The sequence below is a fragment of the Paenibacillus tengchongensis genome, from assembly GCF_008973665.1.
Taxonomy (GTDB): domain Bacteria; phylum Bacillota; class Bacilli; order Paenibacillales; family Paenibacillaceae; genus Paenibacillus_AQ; species Paenibacillus_AQ tengchongensis.
The window spans coordinates 75580-100628 of record NZ_WACP01000017.1 but is presented as its reverse complement, the minus strand read 5'-3'; the positions used below and the strand labels follow the sequence as shown (position 1 = coordinate 100628).

20 protein-coding genes are annotated in these 25049 nt (G+C 54.5%); 4 read left to right on the top strand and 16 right to left on the bottom strand.

The features are described from left to right. Positions 1–174 precede the first annotated feature (174 nt). The 6 genes from F1381_RS24215 to xylA all read right to left on the bottom strand — a co-directional run bounded on the left by F1381_RS24215 (position 175) and on the right by xylA (position 9259). A complete protein-coding gene (locus F1381_RS24215; protein WP_151737401.1) occupies positions 175–1074 on the bottom strand; it encodes a carbohydrate ABC transporter permease in 900 nt (299 codons plus the stop codon). A 15-nt stretch (positions 1075–1089) separates the two neighbouring features. Beyond that, complete coding sequence (locus F1381_RS24210; RefSeq protein ID WP_246188182.1) at positions 1090–2070, bottom strand: ABC transporter permease; 981 nt, start codon at positions 2068–2070, stop codon at positions 1090–1092. Positions 2071–2189: 119 nt separating this feature from the next. Further along, complete coding sequence (locus tag F1381_RS24205; protein ID WP_151737399.1) at positions 2190–3965, bottom strand: sensor histidine kinase; 1776 nt, start codon at positions 3963–3965, stop codon at positions 2190–2192. A gap of 192 nt (positions 3966–4157) precedes the next feature. After that, a complete protein-coding gene (locus tag F1381_RS24200) occupies positions 4158–5702 on the bottom strand; it encodes a response regulator transcription factor (protein WP_151737398.1) in 1545 nt (514 codons plus the stop codon). Between the two features lie 93 nt (positions 5703–5795). Next, complete coding sequence (gene xylB, locus F1381_RS24195; protein WP_151737397.1) at positions 5796–7292, bottom strand: xylulokinase; 1497 nt, start codon at positions 7290–7292, stop codon at positions 5796–5798. 650 nt (positions 7293–7942) lie between these two features. Continuing rightward, complete coding sequence (gene xylA, locus F1381_RS24190) at positions 7943–9259, bottom strand: xylose isomerase (protein ID WP_151737396.1); 1317 nt, start codon at positions 9257–9259, stop codon at positions 7943–7945. 387 nt (positions 9260–9646) lie between these two features. Between xylA and F1381_RS24185 the strand changes: the two genes are divergently transcribed. Both F1381_RS24185 and F1381_RS24180 read left to right on the top strand, forming a co-directional pair. Beyond that, positions 9647–10807: an ROK family transcriptional regulator gene (locus F1381_RS24185; protein WP_151737395.1), complete on the top strand. Its 1161-nt coding sequence runs from the start codon at positions 9647–9649 to the stop codon at positions 10805–10807. 133 nt (positions 10808–10940) lie between these two features. After that, positions 10941–11141 carry a hypothetical protein gene (locus F1381_RS24180; RefSeq protein WP_151737394.1) on the top strand — a complete coding sequence of 67 codons (201 nt, stop codon included), beginning with the start codon at positions 10941–10943 and terminating at the stop codon, positions 11139–11141. A 104-nt stretch (positions 11142–11245) separates the two neighbouring features. Here the strand turns inward: F1381_RS24180 and F1381_RS24175 are convergent, their stop codons facing one another. From F1381_RS24175 to deoC, 8 genes are all read right to left on the bottom strand, one after another. After that, positions 11246–11680, bottom strand: a complete 435-nt coding sequence (locus tag F1381_RS24175) for a GNAT family N-acetyltransferase (RefSeq protein ID WP_151737393.1) — start codon at positions 11678–11680, stop codon at positions 11246–11248. A 115-nt stretch (positions 11681–11795) separates the two neighbouring features. Next, complete coding sequence (locus F1381_RS24170; protein ID WP_151737392.1) at positions 11796–12041, bottom strand: glutaredoxin family protein; 246 nt, start codon at positions 12039–12041, stop codon at positions 11796–11798. A 43-nt stretch (positions 12042–12084) separates the two neighbouring features. Then, positions 12085–13029 carry a thioredoxin-disulfide reductase gene (gene trxB, locus F1381_RS24165; RefSeq protein WP_151737391.1) on the bottom strand — a complete coding sequence of 315 codons (945 nt, stop codon included), beginning with the start codon at positions 13027–13029 and terminating at the stop codon, positions 12085–12087. Positions 13030–13382: 353 nt separating this feature from the next. After that, positions 13383–15359 carry a heavy metal translocating P-type ATPase gene (locus F1381_RS24160; RefSeq protein WP_151737390.1) on the bottom strand — a complete coding sequence of 659 codons (1977 nt, stop codon included), beginning with the start codon at positions 15357–15359 and terminating at the stop codon, positions 13383–13385. Positions 15360–16320: 961 nt separating this feature from the next. After that, complete coding sequence (locus F1381_RS24155) at positions 16321–17379, bottom strand: hypothetical protein (protein ID WP_151737389.1); 1059 nt, start codon at positions 17377–17379, stop codon at positions 16321–16323. A gap of 338 nt (positions 17380–17717) precedes the next feature. Further along, positions 17718–19010 (bottom strand): homocysteine synthase, encoded by a 1293-nt coding sequence (locus F1381_RS24150; RefSeq protein WP_151737388.1) that lies wholly within the window; start codon positions 19008–19010, stop codon positions 17718–17720. Between the two features lie 215 nt (positions 19011–19225). Further along, positions 19226–19756, bottom strand: a complete 531-nt coding sequence (locus F1381_RS24145) for a GNAT family N-acetyltransferase (protein ID WP_151737387.1) — start codon at positions 19754–19756, stop codon at positions 19226–19228. Between the two features lie 102 nt (positions 19757–19858). Continuing rightward, positions 19859–20536: a deoxyribose-phosphate aldolase gene (deoC, locus tag F1381_RS24140; protein WP_151737386.1), complete on the bottom strand. Its 678-nt coding sequence runs from the start codon at positions 20534–20536 to the stop codon at positions 19859–19861. A 283-nt stretch (positions 20537–20819) separates the two neighbouring features. Between deoC and F1381_RS24135 the strand changes: the two genes are divergently transcribed. Further along, entirely contained in the window at positions 20820–21161 is a 342-nt protein-coding gene (locus F1381_RS24135; RefSeq protein WP_151737385.1) for a hypothetical protein, read from the top strand. Positions 21162–21169: 8 nt separating this feature from the next. Then, entirely contained in the window at positions 21170–22177 is a 1008-nt protein-coding gene (locus F1381_RS24130; protein ID WP_151737384.1) for a ketoacyl-ACP synthase III, read from the top strand. Between the two features lie 97 nt (positions 22178–22274). On the opposite strand, the gene F1381_RS24125 is transcribed toward F1381_RS24130, so the two are convergent. Beyond that, positions 22275–23735: a SulP family inorganic anion transporter gene (locus F1381_RS24125; protein ID WP_425495292.1), complete on the bottom strand. Its 1461-nt coding sequence runs from the start codon at positions 23733–23735 to the stop codon at positions 22275–22277. Positions 23736–23927: 192 nt separating this feature from the next. Further along, the gene (locus F1381_RS24120; RefSeq protein WP_151737382.1) at positions 23928–25007 is read right to left on the bottom strand and encodes a bifunctional 3-deoxy-7-phosphoheptulonate synthase/chorismate mutase; all 1080 of its coding nucleotides are present in this window, start codon (positions 25005–25007) and stop codon (positions 23928–23930) included. Between the last annotated feature and the right edge of the window lie 42 nt (positions 25008–25049).

Here is a 25049-nt window from a genome sequence, read left to right as displayed (position 1 = left end):
GTCCTGAGTATACCATTGTTAGCGCTTGCAAAACCACTACAATAAGAAATTCCTATTATTTACTACTCACATCTGTTTAAGCGGATTAGGGCGGGAACGCTATTCCAACCCGGAGTTGCCGGATCAGCAATGCGTTCCCATGCCTAATATAGCTTGATTAATTAATAACAATCCTTAAGCCTTAACCGCACCCAGTGTCATCCCGCTTACAAAGTATCTCTGCAGGAACGGATATACGACGAGAATCGGTACTGTAACGACAATGGTAATGGCCATCTTGATCGATTCCGGCGATACCTGGGCCATCTGATTGGCCAGATCGTTAGAGTTGGTCATGCCGGCGCCCTGATTCGTTGTGGCCAGCACCTTCATCAATTCGTATTGCAGCGTAGTCAGATGCGCCTTGTTGCCGTTGTACAGGTAGGTTGTAAACCACTCGTTCCATTGGCCCACCGCCAGAAACAGCGCGATTGTGGCCAGCACCGGCTTACAGAGCGGCAGGATGATTTTGTAGAAAATCTTAAAGTCATTGGCGCCGTCCAGCTTTGCCGATTCCTGCAGGGCGAACGGCAGACCATCCATGAAGGAACGGATGACGAATACGTTGAATGCGGATACCGCACCTGGCAGAATGTAAATCCAGAAGGTACCAATGAGGTTCAGGTCTCTCATCAGGATATACACAGGAACCATACCGCCGGAGAAATACATCGTCAGAATCAGGAAATAAGAAACGAACTTTCTTGCTTTGAATTCCGGACGACTGAGGGTAAACGCCAGCATTGAGGAACTGACCAGTCCCAGCAGAGTACCGGATATTGTACGGAGCAGCGATACTTTAAAGCCTTGAACCAGGCCGGTGTAACTGAAGATTCTCTGATAATTTTCAAGCGTCCATTCTCTCGGCCAGATGGTAATGCCGCCGCGGACGGTATCCGTAGAATCATTAAAGGAAATTGCAAGCACGTTCAAGAAGGGATAGAGCGTCACAATCATGACAATTCCCAGGAAGATGTACAGAAAGATATCAAATGCCCGTTCGGAATTCTTTGTTTCGAAAGCTTTGGCTGCCACTTTAGGACCCCCCCTTTACATAATGCTCTCTTTAGTAATCTTCTTCGATACCCCGTTGGCGATAAGCAGCAGGATGATGCTGACCACCGAAGTAAACATACTGATTGCAGTACCATATGAGAATCGGCTGAGTGAAATACCGTAATTAAGCGCATACAAGTCCAGCACTTCCGAATAGTCGGTTAACAAGCTGTTGCTGAGCTGGAACTGCTTCTCGAAGCCGGTTCCGACCAGGTGACCGATCGACATAATGAGCAGAATCGTGATCGTGGAACGAATACCCGGCAAAGTGATATGAAACATCTGTTTGACTCTTCCGGCACCGTCGACTTTAGCGGCTTCATACAGCTCTTTATCGATGCCTGTAATCGCTGCCAAGTAGATGATGGCGTTCCAGCCTGTTTCCTTCCAGAGATCCGCTACCGTTACAATGCCCCAGAACATCTTCGGCTTGGCCATAAACTGTATGGGTTCATCAATGATGTTCAGCCATAGGAGAAGATCATTGACAGCCCCGCCTTCGATGGCAAGCATCTTATATACGATCCCGCCAACGACTACCCAGGATACAAAGTGGGGCAGATACGATACCGTCTGAACCGTTCTCTTAAACACACTGCCCTTCAGCTCGTTGAGCAGCACTGCGAACAAGACCGGTACCACAAACCCGAACACCAGTCCGAGTCCGCTCATCGCGAGCGTATTTCTTAATACGAGATAGAAACGTTCATCCTGAAACAGTTCTTTGAAGTTGTCCAGTCCAACCCACTTCTGTTCACCGAAGGACTTGGCCGGCTTATAATTTTGAAATGCCATCGTCCATCCCCACAAGGGCAGGTAACTGAAGATGAATACCCAGATTACAAATGGAAGCGACATCAGATACAAGTACTTTTGCTGTACTACGCTACTCCAAAATCCACTCTTCCGTTTTGTAGGTGGGACGGGGGTTACGCTTTCATTTGCTGTAACACCGTTTTCCGTGAGCGCTTTCACGTTGAATATTCCCCCTTCTTTTTTATATTCATATCATACTCCACCCGATTATTTGCGGATACCCGACAGATTTTACTCAAAATCATATACAAATTTGACATTGCCGAAATGCAGGCGGGTCAAGGAATGAAATCGCTATCAACCGGAATGGAAAATGAGATTGTCGTCCCGTGTCCGTCTCTGCTTTCGATGATAAGGCCATGCTCGGCTCCGTAATACATCACCAGACGCTGATGCACGTTACGCAGACCAATCCGGCTTTGCGGTTCTTCTTCCGGCTTATTGATCAGCTCGAGAATTTCAGCCAGGCGCTGCTTCCTGATTCCGATTCCGTCATCGCTTACCACGATCTGAAGCGTATTCCCCACATAGGCAATATCGACCTTCACATGGACTGTTCCTTCCTTGTTCTCCAGTCCATGAACTACCGAGTTCTCCACGAGCGGCTGGATAATCAGCGGCGGAAGCAGCACGTCGGCGGCCCGCGGATCGAAATTCACCTCATACATCAGGCGGTCCTCATAGCGGAATTTCTGGATTTCCAGATAGGAACGGATCATTTCGATTTCTTCCTTCATGGGCGCACGTTCGCGGCCGACCTCCAGATTCTTGCGCATCAGCTTGCCGAGCTGCCGGACGATATTGGCAATTTCCTTTTCCCCTTTGAGATGGGCGTTCATACGGATTGATTCCAGGGCGTTGAACAGAAAATGCGGATGAATCTGGCTGGCCATCATTTTCAGCTTGATTTCCCGCTGGGCGATTTCCAGCTTGTTGTTCCGTTCGTTGCTCTCTACCACCTGCTCAATCAGCTGGTTGATGCTGCGGACCATATAGTTGAACTGGCGCGACAGCTGGCCGATCTCATCCGTTCCGTCAATATGTGACACTACCTTCAGATTGCCAAGGGCAACCTGGTTCAGCTGGCGGCTCAGCCGGAGCAGCCGGTTCGTCGTTAACAGGGAAATGATATATACCATTACCAGAGCCACCAGCAGCACCCCGCTGATGATGAGCAGACCCAGTGTGCCTACTTTGTTGGCGTCGTCCAGAATGCTGCCCGTCTCAAAGATCGAGATGACCTTCAGCTTGCTGGCACTGCCTGCCGGCTTCATTTCATCAATAATGACATAGGAAGCGGCGCCTTTGACATTGGTCCGGATGACGCCCTTCGTCTGATTTTGCAGATCAATGTCGGAATCAATGTCCTCCTCAGTACTTCCCACAAGCTCCGGATTTTTGGCGGCCACGATCGTGCCCCACTCATCCATGACAATCGTTTCAAACGGCTCCTGCACCAGCATACCGTTAAGCTCATTCTGCACGACCTGTACCATCAGGATTCCGGTTGTCCCGTATTCGGGATAAGGCACTTGCCGGACAAGACTCAGTTTGTTGATGGATGCCCGTTCGCTGGTCAGGAAATTCTCGTTGTCGGATATATACATCCAGTAGATTCCGCTGCTCTCCATCACTTTTTTATACCAGTACCGGGTCTCCAAATCCTCCGTCAATGGAATAAGAGACATATTATCAACCAGCGTCTCATTCTCAATGTAGAAACGGATGTTGGAAATTTCCCGGTACTGGAGAATGAATTCCTGGAAGATCGTAGCCCCCCTGTAAGCCTGGGTCAGCTCCAGAATATTGGAATACTTGGTGTTGGCGAGTACCTCCAGCTCATCGGAGAAATAGAGCAAATCGGAAATATCTGTAGGGACACGAAGCTTGCTGGCTAATTGAGTCTTCACTTTCTCCACATTGTTGATAGCCTGTTCTTTCGCCCGTTCCAGCGCCACCTGCCGGAAATAGCTGGTCAGAATAATCCCCACGATCAGCACTGGGATCATCACCACCACAATGTAAAAAATGATCAGCTTGTTCTTAAACTTCATGTTATTAATGAGGTTATTGATTAAACGCACTGTTTTTTTAATGTGGACCCCCCCTCTCTTGAAATTTCCGGCTTATGCCAAGGAAAACAGGCCATCCCCGCCTGAAGCTCAGAACCCGGGAATAGCCTGTATATCATAATCGCTTGCTAAGCGTTGTGCAAGATTCAAAATAACCCCACATAGAACACAGGTTTATTGTTCCTTGCGGAAGGCGCTTGGCGACACCCCTACATACTTGCGGAACTTGGCGTTGAAGTAATCGGAGTTCATATACCCGACCTTTTCCGCCACTTCATAGACCTTCATGCCCTGGGCCAGGAACTGCTTCGCCTTCTCGATCCGCACCTTGTCCAAATACGTATTAAAGTGCTCGCCGACCTGCAGCTTAAACATCTTGCCCAGATAGGCGCTGTTGTAATTAAACAGCTCCGCCAGCGTTCCCAGCTTCAGGTTCTCGTTATACCGCCGCTGGATCAGATCGGTAATCCGTTTAATCTCATCGCCTCTGCCGCCGCTGCTCAGCTGCCGTGAAAGCTTGGATAAATATTCGACCAGCCTGTCCTCCACCTCGGTGAGATAGTAGCTGTTGAAAATATCGGCGGCCGGAGACGGGTTCACATCCGTCCAGGCGCGGATATCGGGATTGGCTGCCTCCAGCCGGGCGATGGTCGTGCTCAGCAGCCGGATCAGGCTGTCCTTGATCACCGTCTCGTCACGTTTGGCTTCTACCGTCTGCCGGATGATTTCGCTGATCAGCACAGGGATCGCTTCCTCGCTGCCCGTCTCCACCGCAAGCAGCAGCTCCATGGCTGCGTCGCGGTCCTGGTCTTCCGGGTCCGTCCCCTGACGGAGCGGCTGAACGTCTCTCGCCTCCGGCTCACCGTAGATGAGCATGTCCTTCCGGGCAAAAAAAGCCTCCCCGAGCCGTTCACGGGCAGCTGCGAAGGAGACGCCCGCCAGCTGCGGCCGCTCTACGGCCCCGCCTGCGGCAGCAACGAAGCCGATCTCTTCCTGGGAAACGATATCCTTCAGCTGCCGCCATAGCGCTGTGCGTGCAGCCTCGTCGCGCAGCGGCCGATTAAGGAGAATGCCCATATAAGGCGGCATCGTAAAGAACAGGCCTTGCTCCCCGCCGAGCCGCCGCTCCAGCAGCTGCCTGACCCGTTCATTCTTGTCTTCTTCCCCTTTGGCCGAATGCTTCAGCTCCAGCAGCACCACTTCGCAGCTGCGCTCCTCCAGTTCAAGCGCATCGACGATCTCGTCGGCAGACTCACCGCCCTCGCGCGGCTGCAGCAGCTCACGCAGCAGCGTCTCGCTGCTGCCGGACGGCATAGCATTGTGGAGCCGGTCCAGCTGCTCTTTGCGGCTAATCGTCACGCGCAGCTCCTGCAGGTAAGAGAGCAACTCTTCCTCATCTACAGGCTTCAGCAGGTAGCCGTCAATATGAAGGGAAATCGCCTTCTTGGCATATTCAAAATCGGCATAGCCGCTGAGAATCATAATGTGGCAGTCCGCTTTTTCTTTACGCAGCTCATTGATCAGCTCCAGGCCATCCATTCCCGGCATGCGGATATCGGCGATTACCAGCTTGGGAGCAAAGGTATGAAATTTCTCAAGCGCTTCGATTCCGTTCGCTGCCGTTGCTACCACGGTATACCCCTGCTCTTCCCAAGGAATCAGGGTGCGCAGTCCTTCTCTCAGCTTGGGCTCGTCATCGACAATCAGCACTTTAATCATGATGCACTCTCCCCCTTAATGCGCCAAATCCGGAGGAAATGATTCCTCCGGAAATATCGCTGTCAATCGGTTATACGGGCTGCAAGGTCCCGGTTATTGACGATAGGCCGCCAGTTTATCATTCAGTCCGCGTGTCTGGCCGTATACTTCCTGGTAAATGCCAAACAACCCGTCATACACTTTCACCTGCTCGGCATTCGGTTGGAACACTTCTGCCGGACGGATGAAGGCTGCGGCGCAATCGCCAAGCGAGTTGAACCAGCCGCTGCCGTATGCGGCCAGCATCGCTGCGCCCATAGCCGGGCCCTGCTCGCTTTCCAGCTTGACGATGGAAGCGTTGAAGATATCCGCCTGCATCTGCAGCCAGGTTTCGTTCTTCGCACCGCCGCCGATCGCGATAACCTCGGTAATCTCCTTGCCGGAATCGCGGACGATTTCGATGGACTCGCGCAGCGAGAAGGTGATGCCCTCCAGCACGGAGCGGGCAAAATGGTTCAGGGTATGTCCGGAATCCATCCCGATAAAGCTGCCGCGGATATTAGCATCCGGATGCGGCGTACGCTCACCGGAGATATACGGTGTGAACAGCAGCCCGCCGCTGCCGGCGGGAACGGCTCCTACACCCTGCAGCAGCTCATCGAAGCTCTTGTCCGCAGCGAAGGTCTCTTTGAACCAGGTGAGACTGTGGCCTGCAGCCAGGGTAACTCCCATAATATAGTAGGCGTCTTTCTCACCGTGATTGAAGAAATGCACTTTACCTTCCAGGTTGAGGTCTTTGTTGCTCTCATAGGAGAGTACAACGCCGGAGGTGCCGATGCTGCACATGGTCCGTCCTTCGCCCAGGATGCCCGCACCCAGTGCGCCGCAGGCATTGTCCGCACCGCCGGCGAACACCTTCGTCGACGTCAGCAGACCTGTCGCTTCCGCAATGTCCGGAAGCAGCGTACCTGTCTGGTCGAAGGATTCGACCAGCTTCGGACAAAGCGAGAGCGGCAGATTGAAGGCTTCCGCAATCTCGGCGCTCCACTCTTTGGCCGCCACATCCAGCAGCAGTGTGCCCGCCGCATCGGAGTAGTCCATCGCGTAATCACCGGTCAACCGGAGGCGGACATAATCCTTGGGCAGCAGGAACTGGTGGGCTTGAGCCAGCACCTCGGGTTCGTTCTCTTGAACCCATAAAATTTTGGGCAATGTAAAACCTTCCAGTGCGCGGTTGCGCGCAATGTCAATCAGTTTGCCGCTCAGTGTCTGCTCGATTCGGCGGCATTGTGCCGTCGTACGGGTGTCATTCCACAGAATGGCGGGACGCAGCACGTTACCTTCGCCGTCCACCAGCACCAGCCCGTGCATTTGGCCGGAGAAGCTGAGGCCGTCCACCTGCGACGGATCCACACCGGACTGCTCCATCAGGCGGCGCAGACTGACCAGCGTACCCTTAACCCAGTCCTCCGGATTCTGCTCGCTCCAATTTGGTTGGGGCCGGCTGAGCGGATAAGCTTCCGAATGCTCGAACGCCACCTTTCCCTGCGGGTCTACCAGCACGGTCTTGACCGCGCTGGTTCCAAGATCGACACCGATTACATAGTTCATGATTGGGCCTCCTAAAAGTTTTACAAGCTATTACTTCTTATGATAACACTTCGGGTAAAACTTGCTTCGTAAGCGTTCACTTTGTTTTACGAGCTATTACTTCTTATGATAACACTTCGGGTAAAACTTGCTTCGTAAGCGTTCACTTTTTTACGAATTTTGCGGTAAACGCGCGTTTATCAGTTAGAGGATTAATGCTTTGTCAGTTTCCTCTACGGATACAGTCCATGCTGATACTATACCTGATTTCCGGCTAAAATAAAGGCATTTTCTGCCTCTAATTTGAGGCTGCAGTCTAATTTCAGCAGATTAGCGGCATTTCCTGTCTCTAATTCAGTGGGTTTTAGCAAAATAGGCCTTTTACGAGAAAATAGAGGTGGTTTTTCCCATTATTCTTGCGAACCTGGATAGCAACATAAAATAGAGGCAGTTTTTACCCTTATTTTGCATATACCTTCCGCGTTAGAGTTGGAGAAAGGGTCCCTACAATATCCATACGTTGACATGCGCTGAGTCCGGAGCCTAAGCCGCCCAGCTCCATTGTGTCCCGGACCGGACCACAGTACGTAAAAAGGGGCTGCCGAAGAATGCTTTCTTCAGCAACCCCCGCTCAATCAGCGCCCGTTACCCGGGCGATGTCGCGTTAGACCCTATTCAGCCAGGATGTATTGGTTCAGAGTCGCCTTCAGCAGCTCTTGACGTCCGGATTGGTTAGGACGCGGATTGTGGTTGTTCAGAGCGTAGTCGGCCAGCGAAGCCAGGGTCGCCTTGCCGGACACGATGTCAGCGCCGATGCCTTCGCTGAAGCTGCTGTAACGCTTCTCGATTACGTCTTCGAAGACGCGGTCTTCGATCAGCTTGGCAGCCACTTTCAGGCCTTTGGCATAAGTGTCCATGCCGGCGATGTGTGCCAGGAAGAGATCTTCCGGCTCGAAGGACGGACGGCGTACCTTAGCGTCGAAGTTAATGCCGCCTTTGCCCAGACCGTCGTTCTTCAGTACTTCATACAGAGTCAGGGTAGCGTCATACAGGTTAACCGGGAATTCGTCGGTATCCCAGCCCAGCAGCACGTCGCCCTGGTTCGCGTCGAGCGAGCCCAGCATACCATTGATGCGGGCTACGCGCAGTTCGTGCTCGAACGTGTGGCCGGCCAGTGTAGCATGGTTGGCTTCCAGGTTCAGCTTGAAGTGCTTCTCAAGGCCGTACTTCTGCAGGAATGCAATCGTTGTAGCGGCATCGAAGTCATATTGGTGCTTGGTAGGCTCTTTCGGCTTAGGCTCGATCAGGAACTGGGCATCGAAGCCGATTTCCTTCGCGTAGTCAACAGCCATGGAGAACAGGCGGGCAATGTTGTCCTGCTCCAGCTGCATGTCGGTGTTCATCAGGTTCTCGTAGCCTTCGCGTCCGCCCCAGAATACATAGTTGGAGGCGCCCAGACGTTTGCCGACTTCCAGGCCCTTCTTCACTTGGGCAGCAGCATGAGCGTATACATCAGCATTGCAGGTAGAGCCTGCACCGTGCATGAAGCGCGGGTTGGTGAACATGTTGGCGGTGTTCCAGAGCAATTTCTTGCCGGAAGTCTTCATGCCTTGCTCGAGAATGTCAACGATAGTGTCGATGTTCTTGTAGAATTCGCTGAGCGAAGCGCCTTCCGGAGCGATGTCCACATCATGGAAACAGAAGTAAGGCAGGTCCATCTTCTCCATGAATTCAAAAGCGGCTTCGGCACGGGCTTTAGCCTTGTCCAGTCCGTCCAGCTTATCCCAGCTGCGTACTGCAGTTTCAGCGCCGAACGGGTCAGAACCGCCGGCAGTCAATGTATGCCAGTATGCCATTGCAAACTTCAGATGCTCTTCCATAGTTTTGCCGGCTACGATTTCTTTAGGATTGTAGAATTTGAATGCGTAAGGGTTGGTGGAACGGCTTCCCTCGTAAGAGATTTTGCCTACTGTTTCAAAATAAGCCATTATTAGAGTCCTCCTCGGTTTTGAGCTTTTGCCCGCAAGCGTTTACAGCATCATCTTAACACATCTTTCGGACTTTGTATATTGGTTAAACAAAGTTTTGGACAAATTTTTTTTGTCCTTGGTTTGTTCATGGTTGCGGTGAACCCGCTGCCTTATTCACAAGCTTGCACATCCGCAAGCCCGACGGTTCATACGCTCCATAAATTGCCCGCCTGCAGCGATCTCTATGCGCCTGTGAAGGAGCGGATCAGATTGCCATTCACCGGTATTGAGCTGCTCCCTTCCTCTTCCCCTTGCCGATTCGCGGTTGCAATTTACCGTCTCTCGCTCTAGACTAAATGGAATACTGTTTAATGAGAACGTTACCAATCAAAGGAAGTGTCTTGTGTGAAAGTTACGGGTGATCAGGCGCTGGTCAAAAAAATTAACAAATCGCTTGTGCTGCATACGATCCGCACCCACTCCCCGGTCTCGCGGGCCAAAGTCTCCGAAATGACCGGCCTGAACAAGGCCACGGTCTCGAACCTCGTGGCTGAGCTTTGCGGCCAGGAGCTGGTCACGGAAGCCGGGCCCGGAGAATCCAGCGGCGGCCGTAAGCCGCTGATGCTGCATTTTAACAGCATGGCCGGCACTGTCATTGGCCTGGAGCTGAGAATCCGCCAGCTGTCAGCCGTGCTGTGCGATCTAGGCGGGCATATTTTGCATGAGCTGGAAATTGAGCTGGATAAACATGAGCTGGCATATGTGGTGGAGCAGATGAAGGATATGATTGGCCAAATGATCGCTGCTGCGCCGCCTTCGCCGTATGGCATTGTCGGAATCGGAGTCGGTGTACCGGGAATGGTGGATGAGCACGGCGTGGTTCTGTTTGCGCCCAACCTCGGCTGGGAAATGGTAAATCTGCGGGGGATTCTGGAGGAAGCCTTCGCCGTACCGGTCACCATTGACAATGAAGCCAACGCCGGCGCACAGGGCGAGCTAAACTTCGGCGCAGCCCGGGGCGTACGCCATTTGCTGTATATCAGTGCGGGTTCAGGGATCGGTTCGGGCATCATTATCGGAGGGGAGCTGTACAAGGGAGCCCGCGGCTATGCCGGCGAGACCGGGCATATGACCATTGAGTCGGGCGGCAAGCCCTGCAGCTGCGGCAGCCGCGGCTGCTGGGAGCTGTATGCTTCCGAGCGGACCTATGACCAGCCCGGTCTTCCCCTGCCTTCCCGTACAACCCCGGAGCTGGTGCGTCATGCGCGCAGCGGCAACGAAGAGGCGCTGCGCCATTTTGCCACCATGGGTACTTATCTGGGAATCGGCGTGACCAATCTGATTAACAGCTTTAATCCGGAACTGATCGTCATCGGGGGAGCCTTGTCCGAAGCCGAACCGTGGCTGGGCGGACCGCTGAGGCATGTGGTCGCCGAACGGACGTTACCTTATCACAAGCAGCAGCTTGAAATTACCTTCTCCAAGCTAGGCGGCAAGGGAACGATGATCGGTGCCGCTTTCGCTGCGGTCATGCACTTTTTGGGAAATATCCGGGTAACCATATAGCAAATTGACGTAAAATTGCCGCATTTACAGCGCTGAACGCTGCGAAAAAGAGGTTACAATCCATTATAATAAATCCATGTCGTGTGACTTACATCACACAACTACCTCTTTTTTAGAAAGCGAGCGTGAGTTCATGGCCTTTCTGGAACCATCGGATATTTCCACCCGGATGTTCATCACTGTCCTGCTGCTCCTGCTCATCATCGCTCCACTGATCAGTCTTGGCGTGCTCCGTCTGTTCCAGGCAAGGAAGAAGTCGGGAGTCATGCTGATTATCAGCGGCCTGAGTGTATATGCGCTGTTTCAGGTTGTAATGACCATCACCCATGTATAGCGGCAATTCTGCCGCAAATTCTATTCTCCCGGGGGCGCATGCAGGCAGCACCGCTGCCGGCTGTTGCCTGCATGCGCGATACATTACCAGAGCTTACGCTTTCGTCAACAGCTAATAGCCTCGTCAGCTATAGCCAGAATACAATCATAGCGTTCTACGCCTGAATATTCATCGCCCAGGCTGACTACGGCGAAGCCTGCTCTCCGGTAAAATCCGGCCGCCTTGCGATCCGTCTCGGCCCGCAGCGCTGTAATTCCCGGGCAGCGGAGCAGCTCTTCGATAATGCTGCTGCCGATGCCTTTTCCGCGCCACTTGGCCTGAACGGCCAAATGCCTGATCTCCATTTCTCCACCGTCTGCTCTGATACCGACAATCGCAGCCAATTCTCCGGCAATGAACAATCCCAGCAGCTTACCCGACTCTTCGGCAGCGTATTGTTCCAATTCCTTCTCTATTTCGGCATCGTCTGCCGTCATACATTCGGCCAACAGCCGCTTCATAGACTCTTTATCCCAATAATTGTTTAACAGAATCAGCATATGAAGCCCCCCCCCGGCGGAATTATATTTTTCAATCTTTTATAGAACAGACACGACGAAACAGACCGCCTCCATCGGTGGAAGCGGCCGGTTGACATCAACCTATTTGAAGTCCTCAGCTTTGCTGCTGCAGAGCAGTCAGCGCCTTGGCGAACTGCGTTTTGTTCATGCCGACAATCTTGAAGCCGGCAATCAGCGTTACAGGCACAGCACGCATGCCCATATCCCATACCTGCTGGGCGTAATCATCATTCTGCTCAATATTGCGTTCCTCGTAGGCGATGCCCTTTTCACCCAGGAAGCTTTTGACTTGACGGCAATGCGGGCAATTCGTCGAGGTGTACACAATTACAGTCTCCATAGTAACCTCCCATACATTACTGGATTCGGCAATCAGTACAATATTACATGATAACTGCGCTATGCTCCAGGCTTTCGATATATTTCTCGGCGTCCATGGCCGCCATGCAGCCGCTGCCCGCAGCCGTGATCGCTTGTCTGTAACGGGTATCCTGCACATCGCCGCAAGCGAACACGCCGGGAAGGTTGGTCTCCGAAGTGCCTGGATTCGTTATGATATATCCGTTCGCATCCGTGGTAATCTGTCCGCCCAAGAATGCAGTGTTGGGATGATGGCCGATCGCTACAAAAACACCGCTGGCCGGAATAATCTCTTCCTGGCCGGTAACATTATTAAGCACCTTAAGTCCGGCCACCCCGGCATCGCCGGAGACGACTTCCAGCGGGGTACGGTCCAGCGCCCAGTCTACCTTCACATTGTCGCGGACCCGTTCCTGCATGATCTTGGAGCCGCGCAATTCCGGACGGCGGTGCACCAGCGTCACTTTGGAGGCAAAGCGGGTCAGGAAGCCGGCTTCCTCAAGCGCCGAATCCCCGCCGCCGACAACAACAATCTCTTTGCCGCGGAAGAAGAAGCCGTCGCAGGTTGCGCAAGTGCTGACCCCGCGGCCGATATTATCCTGCTCACCGGGAATGCCCAGGTATTTGGCGGTGGCGCCGGTAGAAATAATCAGGGTATCGGTCACGAGCGGCTCGCTCTTGCCTTCGATGTTCAGCTTATAGGGCCGTTCTCCCAGCTCAACGCTGTTCACCCAGCCTGTCATAAACTGGGCGCCGAACCGTTCGGCCTGTTTACGCATATTGTCCATCAGTTCAGGTCCCATAATGCCGTCCTGGAATCCGGGGAAATTCTCGATCTCCGTCGTTGTGGTCAGCTGGCCGCCAGGCTGCGGACCTTCGATGACAAGCGGATTAAGATTGGCGCGGGCCAAATAAATAGCGGCTGTCAGTCCAGCCGGTCCGGTACCTACGATAATGGATTTATACATGACAATATCCTCCTTGGAGTGGACGGCTGATACGTCTGTTCTACAAATATAAGAGTATATGAATGCTGCAGCTTAGCTGTTCTTATATTTAATGGCAGATGTGCGTACCGTTCATGCAGCTGCGGCTGTTGCCGCAAGACTACTTTAAAATAATTATAATGTAGTATTCATTATGCTGACCCCAAGGGAATATGTCAATATGCCAGACTCGGATTGCACCATATTTTTTGTGAACAATTTGATTTTAAGCAATCTAGTTTAAGTGCTGTTCCCTGTAGACTGCTCAAGCTCATATAGCGGCTGGAAAGAGGCCAACCGGAAGTTGCCGGCTGGCCTGGCACGCATAACGGCTGTCAGCGCAGTAATCTCAGCCCGTTAAGGATTACCAGAATCGTACTGCCCTCGTGTCCGACCACACCGAAGGGCAAGGCGATGCCCTGCCAGAAGTTGCCGATTAATAAAGCGCATATTACGGCCACTGCAAATATCATATTCTGCTTCACGATCCGCTGCGTGCGGCGGGCCAGAGCGACGGCGGCGGCGATTTCCTCGATATTGTCGTTCATCAGCACGACGTCGGCGATTTCCAGGGCAGCGCCGCTGCCCTTCATGCCCATCCCCATGCCGACCGTTGCCGTCGCCAGGGCCGGCGCGTCATTAACCCCGTCACCGACCATAATCACATGGCCGTACTGTTCGCGCAACGCACGAATATGCGCCACCTTATCCTCCGGCAGCAGATCGGCAAAGACCAGATCCACGCCTGTCTTCTGCGCCATCACTTCGGCCGTTGCCTGCCGGTCGCCCGTCAGCATGGCGACCTTAATGCCCAGCGCCTGCAGCCGGCGCACCGCTTCCGGAGCCTGCGGCCGCACCGTATCCTGCAGCGCGATCATACCGGCAATCCGGCTGCCGTCCAGCACCAGGGATACGGTCTTGCCCTCCGCTTCCAGCCGCCGGCGCAGCCCGGTCCAGAACTGAAGGGCTTCTTCTCCGTGCTTACGAGCCAGTTCCGAATCGTCCAGTGGATTCGTTTTGCCGATCCGCCACAATCTGCCGCCAATCACTCCTTCAATTCCCCAGCCGGTCACGGACATGCTTTCTTCAACCGGGAGCAGTTCTACCCCTTCAGCTTCCGCAAGGGCAACTACCGCTTCGGCCAGCGGGTGCCGCGAAAGCGCCTCGATAGAAGCGCTGACCGCAAGCAGCTCGTTCCGGCCGTAGCCTTCGCCGGCAATAAAATCGGTTACCTGCGGTACCCCGCCGGTCAGTGTACCGGTCTTGTCAAAAGCGACAACTGCCGTCTTCGCCATATTCTCCAGATGCACGCCGCCTTTGAAGAGAATACCTTTGCGGGCGCTCTTCGAGATAGCTGACAGCATCGCCGGCATGATAGAGGATACGAGCGCACAGGGAGAAGCGACAACCAGAAATACCATTGCTTTATAGAAGGTGCTGCTCCAGCTCCAGTCCAGCACAAACGGGGGGAGCGTAACCAGCAGAACTGTTGCAGCCACAACCACACGGGCATAAATCGACTCCAGCCGTTTGATGAACCGCTGTGAATCGGGGACTTCGGTTTCCGCCTCGGAGACCATCCGGATGATCTTGGCGAACAGGGTATCTTCTGCCGAGCGGGTGACTTCAATATGCAGCGGGCCTTCCCCGTTGACGGTGCCGGCGTAGACTTCACTGCCCGCCTTCTTCTCCACGGGCAGCGATTCTCCGGTGATGGAGGCCTGATTTACCGCCGATTCCCCCCGGTAGACCTTGCCGTCGGCCGGAATCAGCTCGCCCGGGCGGACCAGCAGCAGATCGCCGATCTGCAGGGAATCGATCGGAACTTCATTCATCCCGCCCTGCTCAATCCGCACAGCCGTGGCCGGCTTAAGCGCCATCAGCGAGGAAATGTCCTTCTTGCTGCGTTCCATCGTATAGCTCTCCAGCGCCCCGCTGAGCGCAAAGATGAAGATCAGCATCGCCCCTTCATTCCAATAGCCGATGGACGCCGCCCCCAGCGCTGCCGCGATCATCAGCAGGTTAACATCCAGATCGCGCTCCTGCAGAAGGGTCTGTACCCCCTCCTTCGCCTTGCTCCAGCCGCCCAGCGTGTAAGACACAATATACAGAATAATGGAGAGGCCCTCAGACCAGCCGCTCGTCAGCCAGGCTACAAGCATCAGGATGCCGCTGCCCAGCGCAGCCTGCATCTCGGTGTTGCCCAGCATGGCTGCGGGATCGAACCGCCGCGGCTTTGGAGCCTGCGGCGCTCCGGTTCCGCCCTCCCGGGACTGGACTGACTTAGGTATTGCCTTGGATGTAGCTTGCATATTTATCACCTTTCCTCTTGAGAATGAAATCCATTATTAAAGCCCTGAAAACGACACATGCTGCCCCGGCGGATGCCGGGACAGCATGTTAAATGAGAATGATAATCATTGTTTCCATTGTCCAAAAGTATTTCCTTGATGCAACTTAGATATAATATAACACTTTTCGCACAAAAGTAAACCCCGGTGACAGGCCATTTTTTATTTTTGCCGCATTCCCTGTTCTTTGACCGAGCTGAGTCCGGGAATACAGGCGAGGGTGCATCCCAAATCTTGCACCCTGTTAGACTGTGCATGGCAGCAACTGGACCGGGCAAGGTGTTGTATAAGCTGAACTTTTGAAATTCACCTGAGGTTTGGACGTCACTGTGGGAATGGCTTGGATTTCGGGCCGCTGCCCGCCCCAGATCTCCTGATTTGAACCGTTTTAAAGGTTGAAATCCGGTGACAGCTTGTGCTTACGCTGGAAGCTTTCCGGAGGAAAGCTTCCAGCCGGACACTATCGCTCCTGCAGTTCCAAACTCCCCCTCCGCCCCTCTCTTGTTTTGTCCTTTTGTTCAACTTATATAGTTAGATTTCCGCCATCTATTCTGACATATATTCGCTACGGTGCTCATTTCCTATACTTTTAAGTGGCGATTGTCACACTAGTCACTGTTAACCGGCACAAGGAGGCAATTAAAGTGGCGAAAATCAAATTAGTGCCTAGGCTGCTCACTTACAGCGAGCCGGGCTACTAATGTAGGAAGGTTAACTATCCAGCAGAGGTAAACGGGCCATGTAGGTACTGCGTTTATGCGGAATCACTGGCTAACCATGCGCTGTTGATCTTCGGCAGCTAAATCGGCAGGTACGTATGGTCCGGCAGCATAGCAGAAAAGCCCCGGATTCCGCAGCTTACTGCGAATCCGGGGCTTTTTATGGCTGCGGCACAAGCAAGCGCTGGCCGCTCAGGTCCTGCTCACTGCCACCCTTCGGCGGCAGCATCGATTCGCTCCTGGCGGGCCATCCAGGTCAGGCAGGCCGCCCGGAGCAGCGCCTCCGTCCGCTGGCCGGCGGCGCAAAAGACCCCGCTGATGCCGATCCGGTACAGATCGGCAAGCGCCGTCGCCGCAGGGGTCCCCGCGGCGAATATGGCCGCCGCCGGCTTGACGCTGCGCACGGCGGCGAGAATCTCGCCCGCCGCCAGCGCGAAGCAGGCGGCGGCCGCTTCCGGCGCGGCTTCGTCCGCCGCGCCGTCCAGCACGAGGAAATCGGCGGTACGCGCGATTTCCCCGGCGGCGGCGAGCCGCACTTCCGGGGCGAGAAGCGCCCCGGTGCGGCACGCCGCCGCAAAAGCGTGGCCGAGCGTCTGTTCGGCCACGTCCTCGATGAATTCGCGCACGGCGGCGAATTCAGAGGCGCTGGCGGGGTATACCGCCAGCAGGTCGACGCGGCTGTCCCCGCCCAGCCGCAAATGCTCGGCCACGGCGGCGAACAGCGCGCCGAGCTGCGCGTCCTGCAGCGCGGCCAGCCGGTCCGGGTCGGCCGCAAGCTCCGGCGGCTGGAGCAGCGTGACCGCCGCCCAGACGCCGTCCGCCGAGTCGAGCAGCTCGGCAGACACGGCCCGCAGGCGGTAATAGATGCGCTGCAGCGCCCGCGCCGCCTGCTCTTCATCTTCGCAGGACAGCCAGCTGCGGTAGACATGGGCGATGTCCGGCTCATGCAGCCAGGACTCGCTGCGGATCAGGCTCGGGCCGGCCGGGTATGCGCCGCCCTCTTCCCGGGGAGCCAGCGCTTCCCCGGTACAATCACGCAGCACCAGAAAGGCCGGGCCCTCACCCGGCCGCCGGGAATAGGTCCGGGCCGGGAACTCGGGCCGCTTGCTGTGCTCTTCTCCGGCCAGAAACTCCGCGGCAGCGGAAGCTACGGAAGCGGCCTGGCTCATTTCCACACCGATCGCCCGCTCGGCGGAACTGCTATACTTGAATGGGCGCTCCTCCTTGCTCCGATTATGGTCCTGCTGTCGTTCACCCTTCATCTCGCACCCACCTTTGGCTTAGGATAGCTGCCGGCCCTCCTCTCTTCTGTCGTGCAGGCACCGGCATACTGATGATGCTTCCATGTTATAAATACGGGTGCAACCCGTAATTTATGCAAGCGGTGTCAAATCAGTATAATTATGGTGACGCAGAACAAGCATAGGTAGAGCCGGGGCTGCTCTTGTTTTACAGGCATATGCCGGGAGGAAGGCGTTTATTCGGTAAAACGGGGAGAATCCGTAGGGCAAAAAAGACCCCCGCCGGAACACCGCCTCACCGGCAGCGTATCGGAGCAGAGGTCTATGCAAATCATTCAGGCGGGAAGGACCCGGCCTTTTTATTGCTGGCTGGCGGCTATCGCCTGCTCCAAATCATACAGGATGTCGTCAATGGCTTCCGTGCCGATAGACAGGCGCAGCAATTCAGGGGTTACACCTGCGGAAATCTGCTCATCAGCCGTAAGCTGCTGATGCGTTGTGCTGGCCGGATGGATGATCAATGACTTCGAATCCCCGACATTGGCCAGATGGGAGAACAGCTTCACATTCTCGATCAGCTTGACGCCTGCTGCGGCGCCGCCTTTGATCCCGAAAGTAAGAATGGCACCCTGGCCTTTAGGCAGATACTTCTGCGCCAGCTCATAAGAAGGATGGCTCGGCAGGCCGGCATAGCTGACCCACTCCACCGCATCATGCGCTTCCAGGTACTGGGCTACCTTCAGCGCATTCTCGCTGTGGCGTTCCAGGCGCAGATGCAATGTTTCCAGACCCTGCAGCAGCAGCCAGGAATTAAACGGCGAGATGGCCGCGCCCAGATCGCGCAGCAGCTGCACGCGGGCTTTGATGATGTAGGCGATTGGCCCTACGGCTTCCGTATACACTACGCCATGATAGCTCGGGTCCGGCTCGGTCAGCCCGGGGAACTTCCCGCTGGCTTTCCAGTCGAACTTGCCGCCGTCAACAATCACACCGCCGATAGAGGTGCCGTGTCCGCCGATAAATTTGGTGGCGGAATGGACGACGATGTCCGCTCCGAATTCAATGGGCCGCAGCAAGTACGGGCTCGGGAATGTATTGTCCACGATCAGCGGAATGCCATGCTCATGGGCAATGGCTGCGACAGCTTCGATGTCGAGCACATTCCCTTGGGGATTGCCGATCGTTTCGGCATACAGTGCTTTCGTCTTCGGTGTAATAGCGCTGCGGAAATTATCCGGATTGTCGGAATCCACGAAGTTCACCTTGATGCCCAGCTTCGGCAGGGTGGTCGAGAACAGGTTGTAGGTTCCCCCATACAGACTGGAGGCGGAGACGATGTCGTCGCCCGCACCGGCGATGTTCAGGATGGCAAAAGAAATCGCCGCCGCTCCCGACGCCGTCGCCAGCGCTCCCGCCCCGCCTTCCAGGGCGGCAATCCGCTGTTCAAATACATCCGTTGTCGGGTTCATCAGCCGGGTGTAGATGTTGCCGAACTCCTTCAGCGCGAACAAATTGGCGGCATGCTCGGCATCCCGGAAACCGTAAGAGGTGGTCTGGTAAAGCGGTACGGCACGGGACAACGTAGTAGGATCAATCTCCTGCCCGGCGTGAACGGCCAGGGTTTCAAAGGACAGCTTGCGGTCTTCGGACATCGGTATTCCTCCCCTGTAATTGAGAATGGCAATGTTTAACATCGGTAATTGCTACTATTCTCTCACAAACCGTGTTATTTGGGAAGGAAAAATTCTCATTAATCCGCTGTGTTTTATAAGATAGATTAACCAGCCATTCAAGCTTCACATCACGAATCAGGTATGCGCTTACATCGATAGCTGCCTGGAATCCCAAGCCAGTGGTCTGCCAGGAACTACTGCTGCCCTCTCCCTCCGATACGCCCAGGAGCCATTAACGAGTAATATACCAGCCCTCCCACAAGCTCTTCCCGCCGCTGAAAACCCAGGCCTTCAAGCACCCGTAGTGACCGCGCATTCTCCGGTTCCACCGTTGCTTCGATCATGCCGAGTCCCATCCGCTCAAAACCAAAGCCGATCACCGCCGCCAGCGCTTCCTTCATCAAGCCCTGCCCCCAGTAAGCCGCCGATAAATCATACCCGATCTCCGCTTTGGCCACGGGTTCCTGGCTCCAGCAGTGGTAGCCGCAGGTTCCGGCCAGACGACCGGCGGCTTTATCGAACAGTCCCCAGCGGCAGCCGGAGTCGTCCAGATGAAATTGGATAATCTCCAAGGCGTCATCAAGGCTGCCGCATGGCTCAATGTCCATGAACCGCACCACATCGGCATCGGCAAAATGCCTGAATACCTCCTCCCCGTCAGCCAAAGTCAGCGGCCTTAATACTAGCCGCTCTGTATCCAGCTCCGGATAGATAAATACTCCCATGCGGTTATCTCCTTCTCTTTATTATGCAATCCTATCAACGACACAGGGGAACGGCAGCCTGCCGTCCCCCTGTGTCTGTTCTCACGTGTGGTCATCTGCGGATTAATAGCCGCTTTGGTTCAGTTCGCCCTTGGCAATGGCAACACCGCCGCTGGTACCGATCCGGGTCGCTCCCGCCTCGACCATCACTTGCGCATCCTCGGCGCTGCGCACGCCCCCGGAAGCCTTCACACCGATGTCAGGACCGACCGCTGCGCGCATCAGAGCAATATCCTCTTTGGTGGCGCCGCCGGTGGAGAAGCCGGTCGAGGTCTTCACATAATCCGCTCCCGCTTCCACCGCAAGCTTGCAGGCGCGGGTCTTCTCTTCGTCCGTCAGCAGACAGGTCTCGATAATTACCTTGGTCAGCGCTTTGCCGCGGGCCGCATCCACGACTGCGGCGATATCGCGTTTCACCAGTGCGTCGTCGCCGTCTTTCAGGGCACCGATATTGATGACCATGTCGACTTCGCCTGCGCCGCCCGCAATGGCGTTCGCCGTTTCAAAGGCTTTGGTCTCCGGCGTAGAGGCTCCCAGCGGAAAGCCGATTACTGTACACACCTTGACCTCAGGCGTATCCTTCAGCACTTCATGTGCCACAGCCACCCAGGCAGGGTTGACGCAGACCGAAGCAAACTTATAGGTTTTGGCTTCTTCGGCAAGCTTGATGATATCTTGTTTACGGGCATCCGCCTTCAGCAGCGTGTGGTCGATAATCCCGGATAATGTGTTTTGACTCATTGTAAATTCCTCCATAGTAGCTAGTGTGCTCACTCGCTTTTAATCATACCAATACCGGGCGGCTTTGGAAAGCCGGACAGGCGGTTTGCGTATTTTACTCCCTATCCCCAGGCGGTAAAAGGGTATTTATTCCTATTTTTTAAAAATCAAAATAAAAAGTGTAATGCTGCAAAAAATTCATTTTTCAAAAGTTCGATAACAGGTTATAATTAACCTTGTTGATTTCCATTATTTTCTTTACATGATTTTTACACTAATAATTTATAAGGAGAGGTTGAGGCAGATGGGCAGTTTTAAATTCGCAACGGACACAACCGCAAAGGTACTGAATGTACAAGTGGAAGGTACCATGTCCGAAGAAGACGCAATACGTTTTATTACGGAGTACAACGAGACGGTTAGCAAATTCCAGCCCACCGAGTATGAAATCGACCTGGATTGCACCCAACTGAACGTTTCTTCTCCCGATGTGCTGCCTATGCTGGAGCAATGCTACCTCCTTTATCAGCAATCCGGATTTAAGAAGGTCATTTTCACTATCGAAAAAAGCCCAGTGCTCAAAATGCAGCTGAGCCGCGTTGCACGCACCACGAAACTGGAAAATTACGAAATCCGCGAAGTGTAGGTGAGCATATGGAGCAGACAGCAGAAAACATCCGCATCCGCAGCGCCGCTTATTATCATCCCGAGCATATTGTAGGCAATGAATATTACCTGGAACATTTCGCGAAGATCGGCAAGGATATCAAACGTTTTCTGGAAGTGATGGGCCGCGATAAGCGGTATATCGTTAACGGCGAAAGCGACAATTCATTAACCATGGGGCTGAAAGCGGCACAAAAGGCGCTGGAATCGGCCGGTATGTCCGGCGAGGCGCTCGATATGATCGTATTCGCTTCGCAGACACCGGAATACACTTATCCCACCAACGCTTTGCTCTTACATAATTACCTGAACTGCAAGAACCGGGCCGTCACTTTCGATTCCAACGCCAACTGCGCCGGAATGGTAACCGCAGTGGAACAGGCCAGCCGCTACATGCTCGCTAATCCTGCAATCCGCTATACACTCGTGGTCGGAAGCGACTACAGCTCGATCAATTGCAACACCTTCGACGAAATCACTTATCCCAACTTCGGAGATGCCGCTGCGGCGGTTATTCTCGAACGGAGCAGTGAACCCGGCGGTCTGCTGGATTCCCTGTATTTTACGGACTCCAGCGGTCATGCGGACATCGTATTTCCGGCTTGCGGGCTCTCGAACATTTACCGGGAAGATACTACGCCGGAGCAGATGCGTATCCGCTGGACTCCGTTTGACGGCACGGTATGCGTCGATGCGGCGATTAACGACATGAAGGAGCTGCTCCGCCGCAATGGTCTCACCACGGATGATATCTCCGCCTTCTGCCTGTCGCAGTTCTCGCTGAAGAATATCGAGCTGATTCAGGATGGCCTTGGCCTTGAGAGTAACGGGAAGTTCATTTATGTGGGCGATGAGTTTGGCTATACAGCCACCAGCAGTCCGTTTATCGCTTTTCAGCGCGGCGTCGAATCCGGAAGAATCCACCGCGGTGACTACATTTTCTTCTGGTCCGTAGGAGCCGGCTGGCAGATTCCGACGATGCTGTATCAATACTGATTTATCCGGTTTATCTGCACGGCGGAGTTACACTTCAGGCGCACAAAAACAGCCCTCCTCAAAGGAAGGCTGTAATAGAGCCACAGCTATTGCCGGCTTAATGGCCGCCGGAGAGTGACAGGCCGACACGTGCGACCAGTTTGGCGCTCTCTTCATTCAGTCCGGTGATGTCTGCCTGCTTGCCGCCGGCGGCGTACTTGGCAATAACTTTACCGACAGCTTCCACCGCCGACTGATCCCACACATGAGAATCGGCAAAATCGATGATGATCCGCTGCGGATCACTTTCGTAGTTAAATTCCTGCACAAAGTGACTGGTAGTGCCAAAGAACAACTGGCCCGACACCCGGTAGCTCACCTCTTGGCCATCTTCGGCTGTGCGGGAGGATACCCGGATTGAGGCTATTTTCCAGGCAAAGGACAACGCGCTGAGGAGCACCCCGAGCAGGACGCCGATGCCGAGATTATCAGTGGCCACTACGGCCACCACAGTTACAATCATGACCAGCGCATCGCTGAACGGCACCCGCGTCAGTCTCTTCAGCGAGCTCCATTCAAACGTGCTGATCGACACCATGAACATGACGCCGACCAGCGCCCCCATCGGAATCTGCTTCACAATGTCGCCGAGCGCCAGAATCAGGATCAGCAGAAAAATCCCGGATACAAACGTAGACAACCGTGTGCGCCCGCCCGATTTCATATTGACCATCGACTGTCCGATCATCGCGCAGCCGGCCATGCCGCCAAAGAAGCCGGTCACTACATTGGCCAGGCCCTGACCCTTCGCTTCCCGGTTCTTATCGCTTCCGGTGCCGGTGATTTCATCAATCAGCGTGGCGGTCATCAGCGATTCCAGCAGACCAACTACAGCCAGTGACAGGGAATACGGCAAAATAATCAGCAGCGTATCCAGCGAGAGCGGGATTTGCGGCAAATGGAACACCGGCAGCGAGGATGTAATGTTGCCCATATCGCCTACCGTTTTGACATCCAGCTTCAGCACAATGCTCAGCACCGAGACGATAATAATCGCGACGAGCGCCGAAGGAACCGCCTTGGTGAAGCGCGGCACGGTATATATAATCAGCAGCGTCAAGGCTACCAGCGCATACATCACCCAGCTCTGTCCATCAAAATGCGTGAGCTGGGCCATAAAGATCAGAATGGCCAGCGCATTGACGAAGCCGGTCATCACCGGCCGGGGCAGGAAGGTAATGAATCTGCCGAGCTTAAGCATCCCCATCAGGATCTGCAGAATGCCGGTCAGCACAGTGGCGGCGAACAGGTACTCGATGCCGTGCTCCGCTACCAGGCTCCCGACGAGCAGCGCCATTGCACCGGTGGCCGCCGAGATCATTCCCGGACGGCCCCCGGCAAGCGCGGTAACAATAGCGATGGTAAAGGACGCATATAAGCCTACCATCGGACTGACTCCGGCCAGAATCGAAAAGGCTATCGCCTCGGGAATGAGCGCGATCGCTACCGTCATTCCCGAAAGCACATCACTGCGGGTATTCGAGAACCAACTGTCTCTATTTAATTGTAATTGTCTCAAGCTGCAAGTTCCTCCTGTGTACATTAAGGTTAATCCGGGCCATCCGGAATGGCCCTTGTCCGGTGCAACGCCAATGCTTCACATTGTAACCGACAGCTTAACCTCTGTACAAAAGTGAAACTCGTCCATGTAAGCGTTTATTTCATCCTCAGGCTTACTTTTCCGGCAGTTTTCGCCTCTTTTTCTCTTTAGCTATTCACGGTACAGCCCGGAAGCCTTCACTTCATTGAAGAAGCTGTTGAACTCGTCGATGTTAAGCTGCTGTGCGGCATCGGACAGCGCTGTGGCCGGATCCGGATGCACCTCTACCATGATACCGTCCGCTCCGGCGGCCAGTGCGGCCTTGGCGCATGGAACCAGGATGTCCTTGCGCCCGGTGGAGTGGGTAACGTCCACTAGCACCGGCAGGTGGCTCTCCTGCTTCAGAATCGGCACCGCGGAGATATCCAGCGTATTGCGCGTCCATTTCTCATACGTGCGGATGCCGCGCTCGATCAGCATGACCTGCGTATTGCCCCGCGACATAATATATTCCGCCGCATGCAGGAATTCTTCCATCGTCGCCGCTAGGCCGCGCTTCAGCAGCACCGGCTTGTTCAGCTCACCGGCCGCCTTGAGCAGCTCGAAGTTCTGCATATTGCGGGCGCCGATTTGAATAATGTCCACATAATCAAGCGCCGGTTCCAGATGGGCAGGATCGACGATTTCGCTGATTGTGAGCAATCCGTATTCGTTAGCAGCTTCGCGGAGAATCCGCAGTCCGTCCATGCCCAGCCCCTGGAAGTCATAAGGCGATGTGCGCGGTTTGAAGGCTCCGCCGCGCATTACCTTGATGCCGGCTTCCTTCAGCGCCGCAGCTACGGTCCGCGTCTGCTGCTCACTCTCCACCGAGCAGGGCCCGGCCACCATCAGTGAGGAAAGTCCGCCTACCTTGACACCAAGCGGCAAGTCGATAACCGTGTCTTCCTTGTGGCTCTTACGGCTGACAAGCAGGCTCTTCTTGTGCTCGGCCGATTGCAGATCCAGCGATGCGGAGAAGATTTGCTTGAACAGGCTGCGGATCGTACTTCCGGTGAACGGTCCCTGATTTCCGGCAACCAGCTTTTCCAGCATCTGCTTTTCCCGTTCCGGATCAAACTTCGGTACTCCCTGCTTTTCTTTGATGGCACCAATCTGCTGCACCACCCGGGCGCGCTCGGAGATGAGCTCCAGAAGCTGCTCATTGATTCCATCCAGTCTACCTCTCAGTTCATCCAATTCAACATTGCTCATTGCCTTCCACTCCCTCTTTCAGAATTGTGTTATGAACGCAAA